Here is a 14,033-nt window from a genome sequence, read left to right on the forward strand (position 1 = left end):
ATTAAACCTCTCCCGTAGCGGGAGAGGTCCGAAGATTAGCGGCGGAAATCAATGACCATACGGCCGCGAATCTGTCCCTGTTCCATCTCTTTGAAGATGGCGTTGATATCGCCCAGCGGACGCAGGGTCACTTTCGGTACGACTTTCCCTTCCGCGGCAAACTGGAAGGCTTCGGTCAGGTCCTGACGGGTACCGACCAGCGAACCCACCACTTCGATACCGTCGAGGACCAGACGCGGAATGTCCAGGCTCATCGCTTCCGGAGGCAGGCCTACCGCCACCACGCGTCCACCCGCGCGAACCGCATCCACCGCTGAGTTAAACGCCGCTTTGGCGACGGCGGTTACCACCGCGGCATGCGCGCCGCCGGTTTTCTCATGAATAATTTTGGCTGCGTCTTCGCTGCGGGAGTTGATGGTCAGGTCCGCGCCCATTTCCGCGGCCAGCTTCAGCTGTTCATCATTAACGTCAAGGGCGATGACTTTGGCGTTAAACACGTTTTTGGCATACTGCAGCGCCAGATTGCCGAGGCCGCCGAGGCCATAAATGGCAATCCACTGGCCGGGTTTGATATGTGAGACTTTGACCGCTTTATAGGTGGTGACGCCCGCGCAGGTGATGCTGCTGGCCGCCGCAGAATCGAGCCCGTCCGGCACTTTGACCGCATAATCGGCCATGACGATACACTCTTCCGCCATACCGCCATCCACGGTATAGCCGGCATTTTTCACCGAGCGACACAGCGTTTCGTTGCCGCTGTTACAATATTCACAATGCCCGCAGCCTTCGAAGAACCACGCCACGCTGGCGCGATCGCCCGGCTTCAGAGAATGAACGCCGGGGCCGACCTGCTGCACAACGCCCACGCCTTCATGGCCCAGAATGACCCCGGTTTTATCGCCAAAGTCGCCGTTCTTAACGTGCAGGTCGGTGTGACATACGCCGCAGCAATCCATTTTTAAAAGGGCTTCGCCATGTTGCAGGGGACGAAGCGTTTTTTCCGTAACATTGACCTGATGATCTTGCGTGACGACAGCAGCTTTCATTCTGTTCTCCTTATTGAACATAAGCGTATTAACACAATTTTGTTTTTTACGCATGCTAAGGTTTAGCTTAAATCTTCATTAAATCAAGGAAATAATGGATATTCCTTGCCGGGGTGAGCTTGGCGCGCCGATTTTTTAATCAGATTTATTAATGAAATTCACGTCACATTACTGTCATCGTTACGTCATACACGCTTCATTTGCGGCCTCTATCGTTCTGTTTTTCAATTTCTTATAACGATAGAGCGACACGACAATGCATCTGGTAAAAACACTCCTTGCCTCAGGCCTGCTGCTTTCCGCTACCGTTCAGGCGCAGAACGTACTGGATTTCCCGCAGCCGAAAAACAATCCTGAAGAGTTTTATGCCGTGACCGAAATTCCCGCGGGCGGCATTATCAAATATGAAACCGACGCCAAAACCGGCTTTCTGATCGCCGATCGTTTTCAGTCGATGCCGGTGGCCTATCCGGCTAACTACGGTTCGCTGACGCAATCCCTGGCAGGGGATGGCGATCCGCTGGACGTGGTGTTTTATACCCGCGCGCCGATGGCGCCGGGAACGCTGATTAAGCTGCGCGCGATTGGCGTGCTCAAGATGATTGATGGCGGCGAGAAGGACGACAAAATCATTGCCGTTCCGGCAAGCAAAATCGACCCAACCTACGATGACATCAACACCATCGGCGATCTGCCGAAAATTGAGCAGGAGCGTTTGCAGGCTTTCTTCCGCGTTTACAAACAGCTGCCGGAAGGGCGTAAAAAAGTGGAGCTGAACGGCTTTAACGATGCCGCCGCCGCGAAGCAGGAAATTAAAGCGGCATGGGATGCCTGGAAAGAGAAAAATCCGCAATAAGCGGAAAAACAGGCATCGCCCGGTGCCTGTCGCTTTTTCTTCGCCCTATTATCCGCAGAGCGAGGTAATACGGGGGACTACGCCGGAACCGCCGAAATTTCCGTTACCCTGCGTCCTTTTCTTCAGCCCCAGCGTGGCGACGATGCGCTCGAAATTGCTTTTTTCACGGGTAATAAGTCCAGGTCAATCTCACTGCTGACGTTGTCTCATATCACTGGTACGATATAAATCTCTTTCACGGCCCTTATACGTACATATTTATGACAGAAATATGCATTGGCTATGCCCGATGTTCAACTGACCGCCAGGATCTGGCTCAGGCTCTGGCGGCAGTTCGCCAGGGAGACACGCTGGTCGTACCGAAACTGGACAGGCTGGCCCGTTCAGTTCCGGATGCAAGAGATATTGCTGATGCCCTTCAGGCCCGTGGCGTGAAGCTGGCGCTGGGCAACAGCCTCTACGACCCTGCAGATCCGATGGGTAAGATGTTCTTTAATGTGCTGGCGACGTTTGCCGAGTTTGAAGGCGACCTGATACGTCTTCGCACGCGCGAAGGGATGGCCATCGCCCGGGCTAAAGGAAAACTGCGGGGGAAGCAGCCGAAGCTGTCAGATAAACAGCAGAAAGAGCTTTGCAGGATGCGCGGAAGCGGCGAGTAATCTATCAGCGATCTGGCTGAATTATTCTCCGTCTCCCGCCCCACGGTCTATCGGACGCTTTCCCGTGGGAAATAATGGTTAACCGGATTTAATGAAATAAGCAAGGAGCGGCTATGTACTACAGAAATGAAGTTATAAGTTATTTGCAGGCTAATAAAATTCTTGCGTTAAAACTCGACCAGGCATTAGAGAGTGTAGGAAAAGACGTATCAAATCAGATTGAAAGGATCGGTGCAGGCGCAACGCGTGTGCTGTATTATACATCCTGCTTTACTGATGAATATCAGGACGTATGCCAGAAACAAAAGTCCGAAGATATCCGATTTACTAAAGGCGTTTATCATATTATAAGGCATGGAGGTGTTGTGTATGAAATGCTTAGAATTTACTTTGAAGAAGTATTCCGATACAAAACATCCGATCAACTAGAGCACATCAAACAACTGTTAATGGCAGTAAATATTCATATTGCCGCAAGTTCACTCACAAATACAGGATTTGCTTTAGCAACAGCATCATTTGTCGCTGCAGGCATGAATTTAAGTCTTGAACTCAGTGCACTGGCAGGGAGAAGAGCGGGAGGTGTTGTTGGGGTTATTGGTTTATATGGCGTTGTGCAGAAAGCGGCAGATAGTGCGCGTCGTCTTCATATTACTTGTCCAGCGTACTACTCGGCGCTATATGCACAAGAGCTGGAAATGATGTACTTCCTGATAGAGCCATTGTTTGAACGAGCTGAGGCGTTTAATGCACAATGGGTATCGGATGGTGAGATTGCAGACATCATCACCAGGATGATTCGATAATCATGATGAGTCTTATTAAAAGGTTTTTCAGACGGATATTCAGGTCATTGATATCGATGTACGGTCCTGCCTTATTGACACTTTTATTTGCAATTGTCCTTTTTCAAATTTTCCCTGATGGACCAATATGGCCTGTCCCCATATTCTGCATTTTTGTGATCGTTGTTTTTTATCGATACGTGAAATGGTAATCATCAAAACATCAAAATTTAGCATTGTTTGAAATTTATTTATAAGGAAATGCTATGTCTACACCCGCACATTTATGGCTCGAAGATGAAAATGGTTCGCCGATTGTTGGCAGTTGCCTAATGCCACTTCGCCTGGGTTCAATCGAATTAAAATCATTCTCTCACGGTGTCACTATTCCGGTTGACCCGAGCTGGGGAAAACTTACAGGTACACGCGTTCACCGCCCTATAACGATAGTGAAAGAATTTGATCAGACAACACCACTTCTGTACCGCGCGGTCTGTGAAGGCCGGACCATGAAAAAGGCTACAATTAAGATGTACCGCATTCTGGAATCGGGCATCGAGGCCGAGTATTTCAATATCATTCTTGAAAACGTCAAATTCACAACGGTCGCACCATTCCTGTCTCCTAACGGTATGAGTAGTACTCACCTTGAAACGCTTGAATTGCGTTATGAAGCAATTACATGGAAGTATACGGAGGGTAATATTGTCTATCGTGATTCATGGAACGATCGTTGTTGTGCCTGATGACAAGGGGTACCAAGGGAGGCCATTGCCTCCCTTGGCTCTGACGAGGAGATAAAATGATCGACTTAACCGCCAGGATTGATATCGTTACCGGCTATCGTCCGGGAATGATTGGCCGCATTACGCAGATGCACGGCGAGTACTATGCGAAGCATTATGAATTTGGTCACTTTTTCGAGAGCAAAGTGGCCAGCGGGCTGGCGGAGTTTTCCGGTCGTCTTGAGAAACCGTGCAACCGGGTTTGGCTTGCCGTTCAGGGTGGGCAGATTGTCGGATCGGTGGCGATTGACGGCGAGGATCTTGGTAATAATGAAGCGCATCTGCGCTGGTTTATCCTCGACGATAGCTGCCGGGGAAGCGGTGTTGGCCGACGTCTGCTGAATGAAGCGATGGCCTTTTGCGATAGCCAGAACTTCGCCGCGGTGCGGCTGTGGACCTTCAGCGGGCTGAACGCCGCCCGCAGGCTGTATGAATCCTTCGGCTTTACGCTGGATAAAGCGTGGCAGGGGGACCAGTGGGGGCGGATGATGACCGAGCAGCAGTTTAGTCGGGTCAAACCCAGTTCGCCTGCCGGCGCGGAATAATCTCCCGGCGCGGATCGCCGCGCCGGGAGAGCGCCTGTTAGCCTAATAACGTCGCAATCGTTGTTATCTCCTTACGCCACTGCGCCTGCAGCTGCGGTTTTTGATGTTTTGGCTTGCGCGCCAGATCGTCGGCCAGCAGCTGCTCAAGCGTGACTAACCGCTCCAGCAGCGCATCCTGGTCCTCCTCCGGTTCGCTACTGTTCACCATCACGGCCTGCGTCGCCGGACGACGAACGGCGGTGCGCAAAATCTCATACACCTCTTCGCTGCTGTGCCATTCGCTCAGCCCGCGCTCGTCGATAAGCCAGAAGCGATTGCAGCTGCGGTTAATGAGCTCGCGATCGTGGCTCACCAGCAGCAGGCCGCCGGGATAGTCGCTCAGCGTAGCCGCCAGCGCCGTTTTGCCATCTATATCTAAATGGTTGGTAGGCTCATCCAGCAGCAGCAGGCTATAGCGCGCCAGAGAGAGGCCGACGAACAGCAGGCGCGAACGCTCGCCGCCGCTTAAGGTGGCGACCTTTTGCCCGTGACGCGGCCAGCTGAATCCGGCGGAAATCAGCGCCCGCCTGCGCGCATCCGGGCCTGGTTCAAAGGGCTCCAGCGCGTCGAGAAGGGTATCGTCATCCGCCAGCTGATGCAGGGTCTGGTCGTAATAACCCGGCTTCAGCCGCGGATGCAGGCGCAAACCGCTCTCCGCCGTTTCCTGCTGCATTTGCCGCCACAGCAGACGCAGCAGCGAAGACTTGCCGCCGCCGTTACGGCCCATCACCGCCACCCGATCGCCGCTTTTCAGGCGAGCCAGGCCCGCGGTAAACAGGGCCGGCAGACCGGGCGCGGGGGGAACGGGGAGCTGTTCCATCTCCAGCAGTCGGTCAGCCCGCAGCATGTCGCCGTGGAGCGCCAGCCGCCAGGGGGTGCCCATGGTCAGCTCGGTTTGGCTCTCCTTCAGGCGTTGAACCTGCTTCTCCATCTGCTTGGCTTTGCGGGAGAGATCTTCGTTGTCATAGGTCCGACCCCAGATAGCCAGCCGTTTGGCGCTGGCGGCGACCCGGTCGATCTCCTTTTGCTCGGCTTTATGGCGCTGCGCATCGCTGGCGTCCTGCTCTTCCAGCGCCCGGCGGGCGGCGCTGCAGGGCAGGGAGAAGGCGTGCAGCGTTCTGTCGCGCAGGATCCAACTGGAATTAGTTACAGCATCCAATAAGATATTATCATGCGACACCAGAACGAAGCTCCCCTGCCAGGTTTGCAGGAAGCTTTCCAGCCACAGGAGGGTCGGCAGGTCGAGGTGGTTTCCCGGCTCATCCAGCAGCAGGAGATCCGGCTGCTGAATCAGCGCCCTGGCAAGCAGTAGCCGGGTATGCTGACCGCCGCTCAGGGTTGACGCCCGCTGCGCGGCCTCATCTGGCGTAAAGCCCATCTCTGCCAATAGCCTCTCCGCTTGCCAGCGCTGACTCTCACGCTCAGGGGCGGGAAGTTTCGCCAGTACCACCTGCAGCAGGGGCTGCGCTAACAGCGCATCGGGTAGATGCTGTTCCACACGCGCCATCAGACAGTGACTGGCCAGCGCCACGCTGCCCGAACTGGGCACGATGGTGCCGTCCAGCACCTGTAGCAGGGTACTTTTTCCGCAGCCGTTATAGCCAATCAGGCCAATACGGTCGCCTTTTTTCAGGGTAAAGGAGAGGTTTGTGAACAGCGGGCCAAACGCCGTATCAACATGAAGAGATTGTGCAGTTAGTAATGTGCTCATTGTGAACTTACTCAAGAGTTACAGGCATGTGAATGCCTCGTCAAACATCGCTGACGATAACCCGGTAAGCCCGAGGGAAGGGAGTTAGTCTATGGTTTCTTCGCTCAAGCTGAAGTTATCGCAGCACGATACCGATAACGCTTGAGCAGGTGCGATCGCCAAATGCACGTGAAAAAAACATTTCACAGTACGACATGGGATCCTCCTTTTTTATTCAGTGAGTTGATGGGTGCTGGCAGTGTAGAGGGAGAAAGCGGTTTTGACCAGATGAGAATAAAAAAAGGCCTGCAAAGCAGGCCCCCTGTATGACTCATCTACCGGTTAAATCGACGTGCGCCGGTAGTTCCGGTACTCCGGCTGCCAGAAGTTATCGGCGATCGCCTGCAGCAACGCTTCGGCGGAGGTTTTCACCGCCACGCCCTGTTCCTGGGCGATTTTACCCACCGCAAACGCGATAGCGCGCGAAACGCTCTGAATATCCTTCAGCTCCGGCAGAACCGGGCCTTCACCGTTATTCACCAGCGGCGAATGTTTCGCCAGGGTTTCGCTGGCGGCCATCAGCATCTCATCGGTCACGCGCGATGCGCCCGAAGCGATAACGCCGAGGCCAATTCCCGGGAAAATATAGGAGTTATTGCACTGGGCGATAACGTACTGTTTGCCTTTGAGGGTGACCGGGGCAAACGGGCTGCCGGTGGCGACCAGCGCCGCGCCGTCGGTCCAGCTGAGGATATTCTGCGGCGTGGCTTCCACCCGGGAGGTCGGGTTGGAGAGCGGCATCACGATTGGCCGCGGGCAGTGCTTGTGCATCTCGCGGATAATCTCTTCGGTGAATAGCCCCGGCTGCCCGGAAACGCCGATCAGGATATCCGGTTTGACGTTGCGCACCACGTCGAGCAGCGACAGCACATCATTCGTGGTGTCCCACGTTTGCAGATGCTCACGCTTTTGCACCAGTTTGCTCTGGAACGGCAGCAGGTTCGGCATGGCGTCGGTCAGCAGACCGAAACGGTCAACCATAAAGACGCGTTTACGGGCTTCCTCTTCGCTTAACCCTTCGCGCTGGATTTGCGCGACGATCTGCTCTGCGATACCGCAGCCCGCGGAGCCGGCGCCGAGGAAGACAATTTTCTGCTCGCTCAGCTGGCTGCCCGCGCCGCGGCTGGCGGCGATCAGCGTACCGACGGTGACCGAAGCGGTGCCCTGGATATCATCGTTAAAGGAGCACACTTCGTGGCGATAGCGGTTGAGCAGGGGCATGGCGTTTTTCTGCGCGAAGTCTTCGAACTGCAGCAGTACGTCCGGCCAGCGGGCTTTAATCGCCTGGATAACGTCGTCGACAAACTGATAGTACTCGTCGTCGGTGATGCGCGGGTGGCGCCAGCCCATATACAGCGGATCGTCCAGCAGCTGCTGGTTGTTGGTACCGACGTCCAGCACCACCGGCAGCGTGTAGGCCGGGCTGATACCGCCGCAGGTGGTATACAGCGACAGTTTGCCGATAGGAATGCCCATCCCGCCGATACCCTGGTCACCGAGGCCGAGAATACGTTCGCCGTCGGTCATCACGATAACCTTAACGTTGTGGTTCGGTACGTTTTGCAGAATATCGTCGAGGTTATTGCGGTTCTGATAAGAGATAAACACGCCGCGGGCGCGACGATAGATCTCAGAGAAGCGCTCACAGGCGGCGCCGACGGTCGGGGTGTAGATAACCGGCATCATTTCGTCGAGGTGGTTGCCGACCAGGCGGTAGAACAGCGTTTCGTTGGTATCCTGGATATTGCGCAGGTAGATGTGCTTGTCGATCTCGGTTTTAAATCCCTGGTACTGGATCCACGCGCGTTCGGCCTGTTCTTCGATGGTTTCGACCACTTCCGGCAGCAGGCCCAGCAGGTTGAAGCTGCTGCGCTCTTCCATGCTGAAGGCGCTGCCTTTGTTGAGCAGCGGAAATTCAAGCAGCACGGGGCCGGCGTAAGGGATGTATAGAGAGCGGTTTTTCTTATGAGTGAATTGCATCGCACTAACTCCTTGATAATCGCTTCAGCCCGGGCGCGGCGACAGGCGGGGGGCTGGCAGGGAATGGCAGCGGGCAGAGTATAAAGCAGAAGACATCAAAGGAGGGTAAACATGAGGCCGATAGTCTTAAAAAAACACCATCCCGGGGAGAGGACGGTGTTTTTATCATCATTCAGCTGAAAAGTTAGCCACCGCGGCGCTTGCGGCCGGTGGCGCGAACATGGTTAACCGTGGTTTCCGCATCGCCTTCCAGCAGCACTTTTTTCTGCTGAGAAAGCTTGTAGTTCAGACCAAGAAGATGACGTGCCTGTTGGTTCGATTTCATTCTTACTCCTTTATCCTGTGTCGGTTTCAAGGACAAGCCCGACGGGTGTCGGACGAAATTTAACCCTTAAGTACGCCGCGCATTTTTAGCGCGGCGATAATCATCGTGGCCCATTTTGCCGGGTTTAGCAACGTTGAGTCGGCAGATTAAGAACAGTCTTTTTAGCGGACCCCGGTTCGTCGGCCGGGCAGGAGGTCACCCGCCATCCGGCAGAAAGGCCCGCACGTTAGCCAGTCTTACCACTTCATTTCGCCGGTATTCACTTTGGCGCTCAGTTCCAGCGAACTCTCTTCCGCGAGTCCCGGCCAGCGCTGTTTCATCGCCTTGATAACGCCGGCGGAGTCTTTGTGCGCGTTGAGCGCCTGCTCGAACTGGGTTAGATAATCGCGGGTAAAGGTAATCGCGCGGTCGCCTGCGGGCGGAGTCCCCAGGTAATGGCCGGGGATCACCTGCTGCGGATGCAACGCGGCCATCTCGTCGAGCGTACTTATCCACTGCTGGCGGCTTTCGACGCTCTGGGTATCCGCCGTCCAGACGTGCATGCCCCACGCCACGCCGGTCCCGCCAAGAATGGTTTTATTCGCCGGGATCCAGACATAGGCGGCATAATTTTGCGGCTGGCGGATCTCAACCTTTTCGCCGTCGATGGTGAAGGTGTTTGCCGTCAGCGCTTGCGGGACGTAAACCTGCTTCGGCGCGCCGTCCTTCATCTGCGGGCCCCAGTAGGCCAGTTTGGCCGCTTTGGTTGCGTTAATGTGTTTAACCACTTCCGCGGTCGCCACCACGTTGACATCCGGGAAAGCCTTTACCAGCGGCTCGAGGCCGAAATAGAAGTCCGGATCGCCGGAGGTAATCACGATGCGGGTCAGTTTTTTACCGCTTTTCTTAATCATTTCAACCAGCTTCTCGCCATCTTTGACGCTGAATTGAGCGTCAAACAGCACCGCTTCATGCGGGCCGGAGGCGAGGGTGGAGTTAACCGCGAAGATGCCGTTCTCCTGCGGGTTGTAGGTTTGCAGCGTTAGGGGCGCGGCCAGAACTGACGTGCTGAACAGCGTGGTCGCGATAGCAAGGGCAGATAATTTCATATTCGTTTTCTCTTGGTCAGGTGAATAGGCGCTATTGTACGGATTTCATGATTTGCGAAAATTCCTGAAAAAAGAGATGCTGAGTTTCATAAAACGTGCAGATGGAAATCAGTTATGGATCGGGTTATTGCCGCGCAGGTGTATATGCGCATTTGTGAACTGGGGAGCTTAAGCGCCGCCGCCCGCGCGCTGGGGATGTCGCGTCCGATGGTCAGCCGCTATCTGGAACAGATGGAGCAGTGGGCGGGAACCCGGCTGGTCCATCGCTCAACCCGCAAACTGACGCTCACGGCTGCGGGGGAAAAGGTGCTGCAAAAAACGCGCACCCTGACGCAGCTGTCGGATGAGATCGCCGGGCAAAGCGAGCGTGCGATCCCCAGCGGGACGCTGCGCGTCGCCTGCGCTCACTTTACGGCGATGCAGCTGATTTCGCCGCTGCTACCCGATTTTCTCGCCCGTTATCCGCAGCTGCGCCTTGAGCTGGATATCAATAATCACCCGGTCAGCCTGATCGGCGAACGGATCGACGTGGCGATTCGCATCACCGACAATCCGGAGCCCGGGGCTATCGCCCGCCGCCTTGGCGTGTGTCGTTCGGTGCTGTGCGCGTCGCCGCGCTGGCTTCAGCAGAACGGTCCGCTGCAAACGCCGGAAGATCTCACTCGTCACAACTGCCTGCATTACAGCCATTTTGCCAGCCAGACCTGGCAGTTTAGCGACGCCAGCGGCGAAAACGTGGCGGTGGCGGTTTCCGGCAACCTTAGCGCCGGGATCTCCTCGCTGCTGATGGAGGCGGCGGTCGCCGGCTGCGGCATCGCGATGCTGCCGGAGCTGGAGGCGCAGCGGGCGCTCAACAGCGGGGCGCTGAAACAGGTTTTACCGGCCTGGCGGCCAAAAGCGCTAAGCGTATATGGTATTTACCTTTCACGGGACTATCAGCCAAGCGCGCTGCCGCTGTTTCTCGGTGAGATTCAGCAGAAACTGGCGCAAACTCACGATATAAAAGGAACCCTTTAATGATAGTGCTTCGCCCAATGCGCGCTACGGAGTACCCGGCGTATCTCGACTACTTTATCCCCGACTACGCGGCGGAAATCTCCGCCAATTACGCGCTCTCGCCGGCGGCCGCGTTAGCCCAGGCACAGCGCGAAATCGCCGCGGATCTGCCCGACGGCGTCAATACTCGCGGCCAGGTTTTATGCTGCTTATTCGATGACAGTGACGGCGCGGAAAAGCGGGTCGGCTATCTCTGGTACAAGCCTGACGAAGAAATGCGCTCCGCCTTTATCTGCGATTTTTATATTTATCCGGCGTTTCAGGGACAGGGCCTGGGTAAACAAGCGATGGCGGCTTTTGAGCATGCGCTGAAAAGCCAGGGGATCGGCCAAATTAAACTGCGCGTCGCCGGGGATAATCAGCGCGCGCGCCATCTCTACGACGCCGCGGGTTTCCGCGTTACCGGCGTTAATATGAGTAAAAATATCCCGACGGATTGATCTGAAAAACGCCGCGCGCCGCCCAAATGCCTTAGGGGGTTCTATACTTAACCCTTTCATATCAAAAAAGGAGCGATATTATGGCAATCCATAAGAAAGGTCAGGCGCATTGGGAAGGGGATCTGAAAAGCGGAAAAGGAACCGTCTCGACCGAGAGCGGCGCGCTGAACCAGCAGCCTTATGGTTTTAACACCCGTTTCGAAGGCGTCAAGGGCACCAACCCGGAAGAGCTTATCGGGGCCGCCCATGCCGCCTGTTTCTCCATGGCGCTCTCGCTGATGCTGAGCGAAGAGGGCTACACCGCCACCTCCATTGATACCGTGGCGGTGGTGACGCTGGATAAGTCCGGCGGCGGCTTTGCCATCACCCAAATCGCGCTGCAGAGTAAAATTGTGCTGCCAGGCATTGAGGCCGATGCGTTTGACGGCATCATTCAAAAAGCCAAAGCCGGTTGCCCGGTGTCGCAGGTGCTGAACGCGGAGATAAGCCTCGACTACCAGCTCAATCCATAAGCTCACTGGCGCCCGCTATCGGCGGGCGCTCCTGCCCTAAAAGCCATCGTTGGCAAATGCCCCCGTCGTTAATAAATGCTATCTTTCTCGCTCACGGATCAGAGCAGGTGGGTAATGACCAGCATACGCGGAATGATTGAAGCTCAGGTTCTGGGCTTAACCGGCATGGCGCTAAAAGAGATCGATTTTGAACACCCCAAAGGCGAACCGGGGCTATTTGGTCCGCAGTCGGCCATCTGGCAGGTTCATGGCGATTTTACCTCCATGCTCTGCGGCGGCGTCAGCGCGCTGCTGTTACAGATGCTGCATCCTCTGGCACTGGCGGGCGTCTGGGATCACTCAAATTTCCGCGAAGATATCTTTGGCCGCCTGCGCCGTACCAGCCAGTTTATTTCCGCCACCACCTTTGGTACCACCGCCGAAGCCGAACGGCTGATCGCAAAAGTGCAGGGGATCCACCTGCGGGTGAGCGGCAAGGATAAAGACGGCACGCCCTATCAGGCCAGCGACCCGGCGCTGCTCACCTGGGTTCATGTCGCCGAATGCAGCAGCTTTATGGCCTCGCACCTGCGCTACAAGCGGACCGTGGTCAGCGCTGCCCGCCAGGAGCAGTATTATCAGGAGGCCGCCGAAATTGCCCGCCGCCTTGGCGCTCGGGATATCCCGGTAACGCCGCGTCAGGTTGCCGACTACCTGCAGGATATGCGCCCAACGCTGCGCTGCGATGAGCGAACGCAGGAAGTTGCCGACGTCCTGCTATCGACCCGCCTGCCGGGGCGCCTGAGTCAGCCCGTCGGGCGAATGATGATGCGCGCCGGGATTGACCTTCTGCCGCCGTGGGCGCAGGCGATGCTCAATTTGCCGATGAGTGCGCTGCAGCGGCACAGCGCACGAATTGCGGTACACGGCGTCGCCCGCGTACTGCGCGCGTCGGTGCGTAACGGCGCGTATCATTGCGCAATGCGCCGGATGAATCAGTTTTAATTATTCAGGCTGCGTTTTTACGCCAAAAATATAGCCATGGCTATTATTGTCATGGCTATATTTTTTAAAAACAAACTATTCTCATTTATATATTTGACAGCAATAAAAATAAGTAAATATTCTCTTAACGGCGGCGGATTATTCAGGAAAAATTAAGCCAAATCGCGTACGTTATTTCTTTTTTTACGGGGGAGTCATCATGGCGAAAATGACTGACGATGGTCAGCGCGCCCAGGTTGCGCGTAAAACGACGCTGGTCAGCGTGGTGGTCAATCTTTTTTTATCCAGCGCCCAGGTTCTGGCGGGCGTTTTTTCCGGTTCGCAGGGATTAATTGCCGATGGTATTCATTCTCTTTCCGATTTAGTCGCTGATTTCGTCGTGCTGTTGGCCAATAAAAAAAGCGGCAAACCCTCGGATAGCGATCATCACTACGGACACCGGCGCTATGAAAACGGCGCTTCACTGGTGATTGGCGCGCTGCTGTTACTGGTTGGCGCGGGTATGCTGTGGTCCGCCTGCGGCAAACTGCTGCATCCGGCGTCTATCCCGAGCGTGCATATTACCGCTCTGTGGGTGGCGCTCGCCGCGCTGACCGCCAAAGAGATGTTATTCCGCTATATGCTCAGGGCGGCTAAACAAATTCAGTCGTCCATGCTGATTGCCAACGCCTGGCACGCCCGCTCGGATGCCGCGTCGTCGGTGGTGGTCGCGGTCGGCATCATCGGTAACCTGGCCGGCTTCGCCTGGTTCGATCCGGTGGCCGCGCTGGCCGTCGGCGCGCTGGTCACCCGCATGGGCTATACCTTTTCGTATGACGCCCTCCATGACTTGATGGATCGGTCAGTGGATAGCGACAGCGAGCAGCAGATAATCACCACTATTCTGGCAACGCCCGGCGTCGTGGCGCTGCATGACCTGAAAACCCGACGCGCCGGCGATGGGATCCTGGTCGATGTACATATCGAGGTGCCGGGAGATTTATCGGTGGCGGAAGGGCACGATATTGCGCTGTTGGCCCGCGCGCGGGTGCTAAACAGCCAAAACGTGCTGCATATGATGATTCATATTGACCCTTGCCGCGCGGATAGCGACGCGATTATCGCTTAGGTTATTCCCCTGAACGCTTGAGGGCTTTGTCAGCCTGCGGATAATATTGCCTGTGAAATAAAAAAGGACCATAAT

General features: G+C 55.6%; 14 protein-coding genes and 2 pseudogenes. 11 read left to right on the top strand and 5 right to left on the bottom strand.

What is annotated here, in order from left to right; translation table 11 throughout:
* Positions 1–35: 35 nt before the first annotated feature.
* Complete coding sequence (gene adhP, locus ABLU88_RS08735; protein WP_004120604.1) at positions 36–1,046, bottom strand: alcohol dehydrogenase AdhP; 1,011 nt, start codon at positions 1,044–1,046, stop codon at positions 36–38.
* 256 nt (positions 1,047–1,302) lie between these two features.
* Here adhP and ABLU88_RS08740 point away from each other — a divergent pair, with 256 nt between their 5' ends.
* The 6 genes and pseudogenes from ABLU88_RS08740 to ABLU88_RS08765 form a co-directional block, all read left to right on the top strand.
* Positions 1,303–1,902 (top strand): inorganic diphosphatase, encoded by a 600-nt coding sequence (locus ABLU88_RS08740; RefSeq protein WP_014229291.1) that lies wholly within the window; start codon positions 1,303–1,305, stop codon positions 1,900–1,902.
* 260 nt (positions 1,903–2,162) lie between these two features.
* Positions 2,163–2,636: pseudogene (locus ABLU88_RS08745) on the top strand (recombinase family protein).
* A gap of 38 nt (positions 2,637–2,674) precedes the next feature.
* A complete protein-coding gene (locus ABLU88_RS08750; protein ID WP_348836331.1) occupies positions 2,675–3,367 on the top strand; it encodes a hypothetical protein in 693 nt (230 codons plus the stop codon).
* 2 nt (positions 3,368–3,369) lie between these two features.
* A complete protein-coding gene (locus tag ABLU88_RS08755) occupies positions 3,370–3,558 on the top strand; it encodes a hypothetical protein (RefSeq protein ID WP_042927132.1) in 189 nt (62 codons plus the stop codon).
* 54 nt (positions 3,559–3,612) lie between these two features.
* Positions 3,613–4,092 carry a type VI secretion system tube protein TssD gene (tssD, locus tag ABLU88_RS08760; RefSeq protein ID WP_042934095.1) on the top strand — a complete coding sequence of 160 codons (480 nt, stop codon included), beginning with the start codon at positions 3,613–3,615 and terminating at the stop codon, positions 4,090–4,092.
* A 77-nt stretch (positions 4,093–4,169) separates the two neighbouring features.
* Positions 4,170–4,676: pseudogene (locus tag ABLU88_RS08765) on the top strand (GNAT family N-acetyltransferase); the annotation flags it as partial.
* A 37-nt stretch (positions 4,677–4,713) separates the two neighbouring features.
* On the opposite strand, the gene ABLU88_RS08770 reads toward ABLU88_RS08765, so the two are convergent.
* The 4 genes from ABLU88_RS08770 to ABLU88_RS08785 form a co-directional block, all read right to left on the bottom strand.
* Positions 4,714–6,426: an ABC-F family ATP-binding cassette domain-containing protein gene (locus ABLU88_RS08770; RefSeq protein ID WP_025108264.1), complete on the bottom strand. Its 1,713-nt coding sequence runs from the start codon at positions 6,424–6,426 to the stop codon at positions 4,714–4,716.
* Positions 6,427–6,747: 321 nt separating this feature from the next.
* On the bottom strand, positions 6,748–8,445 hold the full coding sequence (locus ABLU88_RS08775; RefSeq protein ID WP_049083649.1) for an NAD-dependent malic enzyme: 1,698 nt from the start codon (positions 8,443–8,445) through the stop codon (positions 6,748–6,750).
* Positions 8,446–8,629: 184 nt separating this feature from the next.
* A complete protein-coding gene (gene sra / locus ABLU88_RS08780) occupies positions 8,630–8,770 on the bottom strand; it encodes a stationary-phase-induced ribosome-associated protein (RefSeq protein WP_004101955.1) in 141 nt (46 codons plus the stop codon).
* Positions 8,771–9,006: 236 nt separating this feature from the next.
* The gene (locus ABLU88_RS08785; RefSeq protein ID WP_048263040.1) at positions 9,007–9,858 is read right to left on the bottom strand and encodes a Vmh family MBL fold metallo-hydrolase; all 852 of its coding nucleotides are present in this window, start codon (positions 9,856–9,858) and stop codon (positions 9,007–9,009) included.
* Between the two features lie 114 nt (positions 9,859–9,972).
* On the opposite strand from ABLU88_RS08785, the gene ABLU88_RS08790 reads away from it, so the two are divergent.
* The 5 genes from ABLU88_RS08790 to ABLU88_RS08810 all read left to right on the top strand — a co-directional run bounded on the left by ABLU88_RS08790 (position 9,973) and on the right by ABLU88_RS08810 (position 13,958).
* Positions 9,973–10,875, top strand: coding sequence for a LysR family transcriptional regulator (locus ABLU88_RS08790; protein WP_025108266.1), 903 nt, complete (start codon positions 9,973–9,975; stop codon positions 10,873–10,875).
* Positions 10,875–11,354, top strand: coding sequence for a GNAT family N-acetyltransferase (locus ABLU88_RS08795; protein WP_032695032.1), 480 nt, complete (start codon positions 10,875–10,877; stop codon positions 11,352–11,354). Before ABLU88_RS08790 ends, ABLU88_RS08795 begins: the two co-directional genes overlap by 1 nt.
* 80 nt (positions 11,355–11,434) lie before the next feature.
* Positions 11,435–11,866, top strand: a complete 432-nt coding sequence (locus ABLU88_RS08800) for an OsmC family protein (RefSeq protein ID WP_004138064.1) — start codon at positions 11,435–11,437, stop codon at positions 11,864–11,866.
* 114 nt (positions 11,867–11,980) lie between these two features.
* The gene (locus ABLU88_RS08805) at positions 11,981–12,850 is read left to right on the top strand and encodes an oxygenase MpaB family protein (RefSeq protein WP_348836334.1); all 870 of its coding nucleotides are present in this window, start codon (positions 11,981–11,983) and stop codon (positions 12,848–12,850) included.
* A gap of 199 nt (positions 12,851–13,049) precedes the next feature.
* Positions 13,050–13,958 (top strand): cation diffusion facilitator family transporter, encoded by a 909-nt coding sequence (locus tag ABLU88_RS08810; protein ID WP_049104245.1) that lies wholly within the window; start codon positions 13,050–13,052, stop codon positions 13,956–13,958.
* The last annotated feature ends 75 nt before the right edge of the window (positions 13,959–14,033 follow it).

Source organism: Klebsiella sp. GW_Kp182 (assembly GCF_040062275.1).
In the GTDB taxonomy this organism is placed as follows: Bacteria; Pseudomonadota; Gammaproteobacteria; order Enterobacterales; family Enterobacteriaceae; genus Klebsiella; species Klebsiella michiganensis.

What these genes read in the sequence shown, in the direction of transcription:
- ABLU88_RS08805 (WP_348836334.1), top strand. Translation starts at nt 11,981, where the DNA reads ATGACCAGCATACGCGGAATGATTGAAGCTCAGGTTCTGGGCTTAACC.
- ABLU88_RS08750 (WP_348836331.1), top strand. Translation starts at nt 2,675, where the DNA reads ATGTACTACAGAAATGAAGTTATAAGTTATTTGCAGGCTAATAAAATT.
- ABLU88_RS08795 (WP_032695032.1), top strand. Translation starts at nt 10,875, where the DNA reads ATGATAGTGCTTCGCCCAATGCGCGCTACGGAGTACCCGGCGTATCTC.
- ABLU88_RS08775 (WP_049083649.1), bottom strand. Translation starts at nt 8,445, where the DNA reads ATGCAATTCACTCATAAGAAAAACCGCTCTCTATACATCCCTTACGCC.
- ABLU88_RS08810 (WP_049104245.1), top strand. Translation starts at nt 13,050, where the DNA reads ATGGCGAAAATGACTGACGATGGTCAGCGCGCCCAGGTTGCGCGTAAA.
- ABLU88_RS08790 (WP_025108266.1), top strand. Translation starts at nt 9,973, where the DNA reads ATGGATCGGGTTATTGCCGCGCAGGTGTATATGCGCATTTGTGAACTG.
- ABLU88_RS08740 (WP_014229291.1), top strand. Translation starts at nt 1,303, where the DNA reads ATGCATCTGGTAAAAACACTCCTTGCCTCAGGCCTGCTGCTTTCCGCT.
- ABLU88_RS08770 (WP_025108264.1), bottom strand. Translation starts at nt 6,426, where the DNA reads ATGAGCACATTACTAACTGCACAATCTCTTCATGTTGATACGGCGTTT.
- ABLU88_RS08800 (WP_004138064.1), top strand. Translation starts at nt 11,435, where the DNA reads ATGGCAATCCATAAGAAAGGTCAGGCGCATTGGGAAGGGGATCTGAAA.
- sra (WP_004101955.1), bottom strand. Translation starts at nt 8,770, where the DNA reads ATGAAATCGAACCAACAGGCACGTCATCTTCTTGGTCTGAACTACAAG.
- ABLU88_RS08785 (WP_048263040.1), bottom strand. Translation starts at nt 9,858, where the DNA reads ATGAAATTATCTGCCCTTGCTATCGCGACCACGCTGTTCAGCACGTCA.
- ABLU88_RS08755 (WP_042927132.1), top strand. Translation starts at nt 3,370, where the DNA reads ATGATGAGTCTTATTAAAAGGTTTTTCAGACGGATATTCAGGTCATTG.
- tssD (WP_042934095.1), top strand. Translation starts at nt 3,613, where the DNA reads ATGTCTACACCCGCACATTTATGGCTCGAAGATGAAAATGGTTCGCCG.
- adhP (WP_004120604.1), bottom strand. Translation starts at nt 1,046, where the DNA reads ATGAAAGCTGCTGTCGTCACGCAAGATCATCAGGTCAATGTTACGGAA.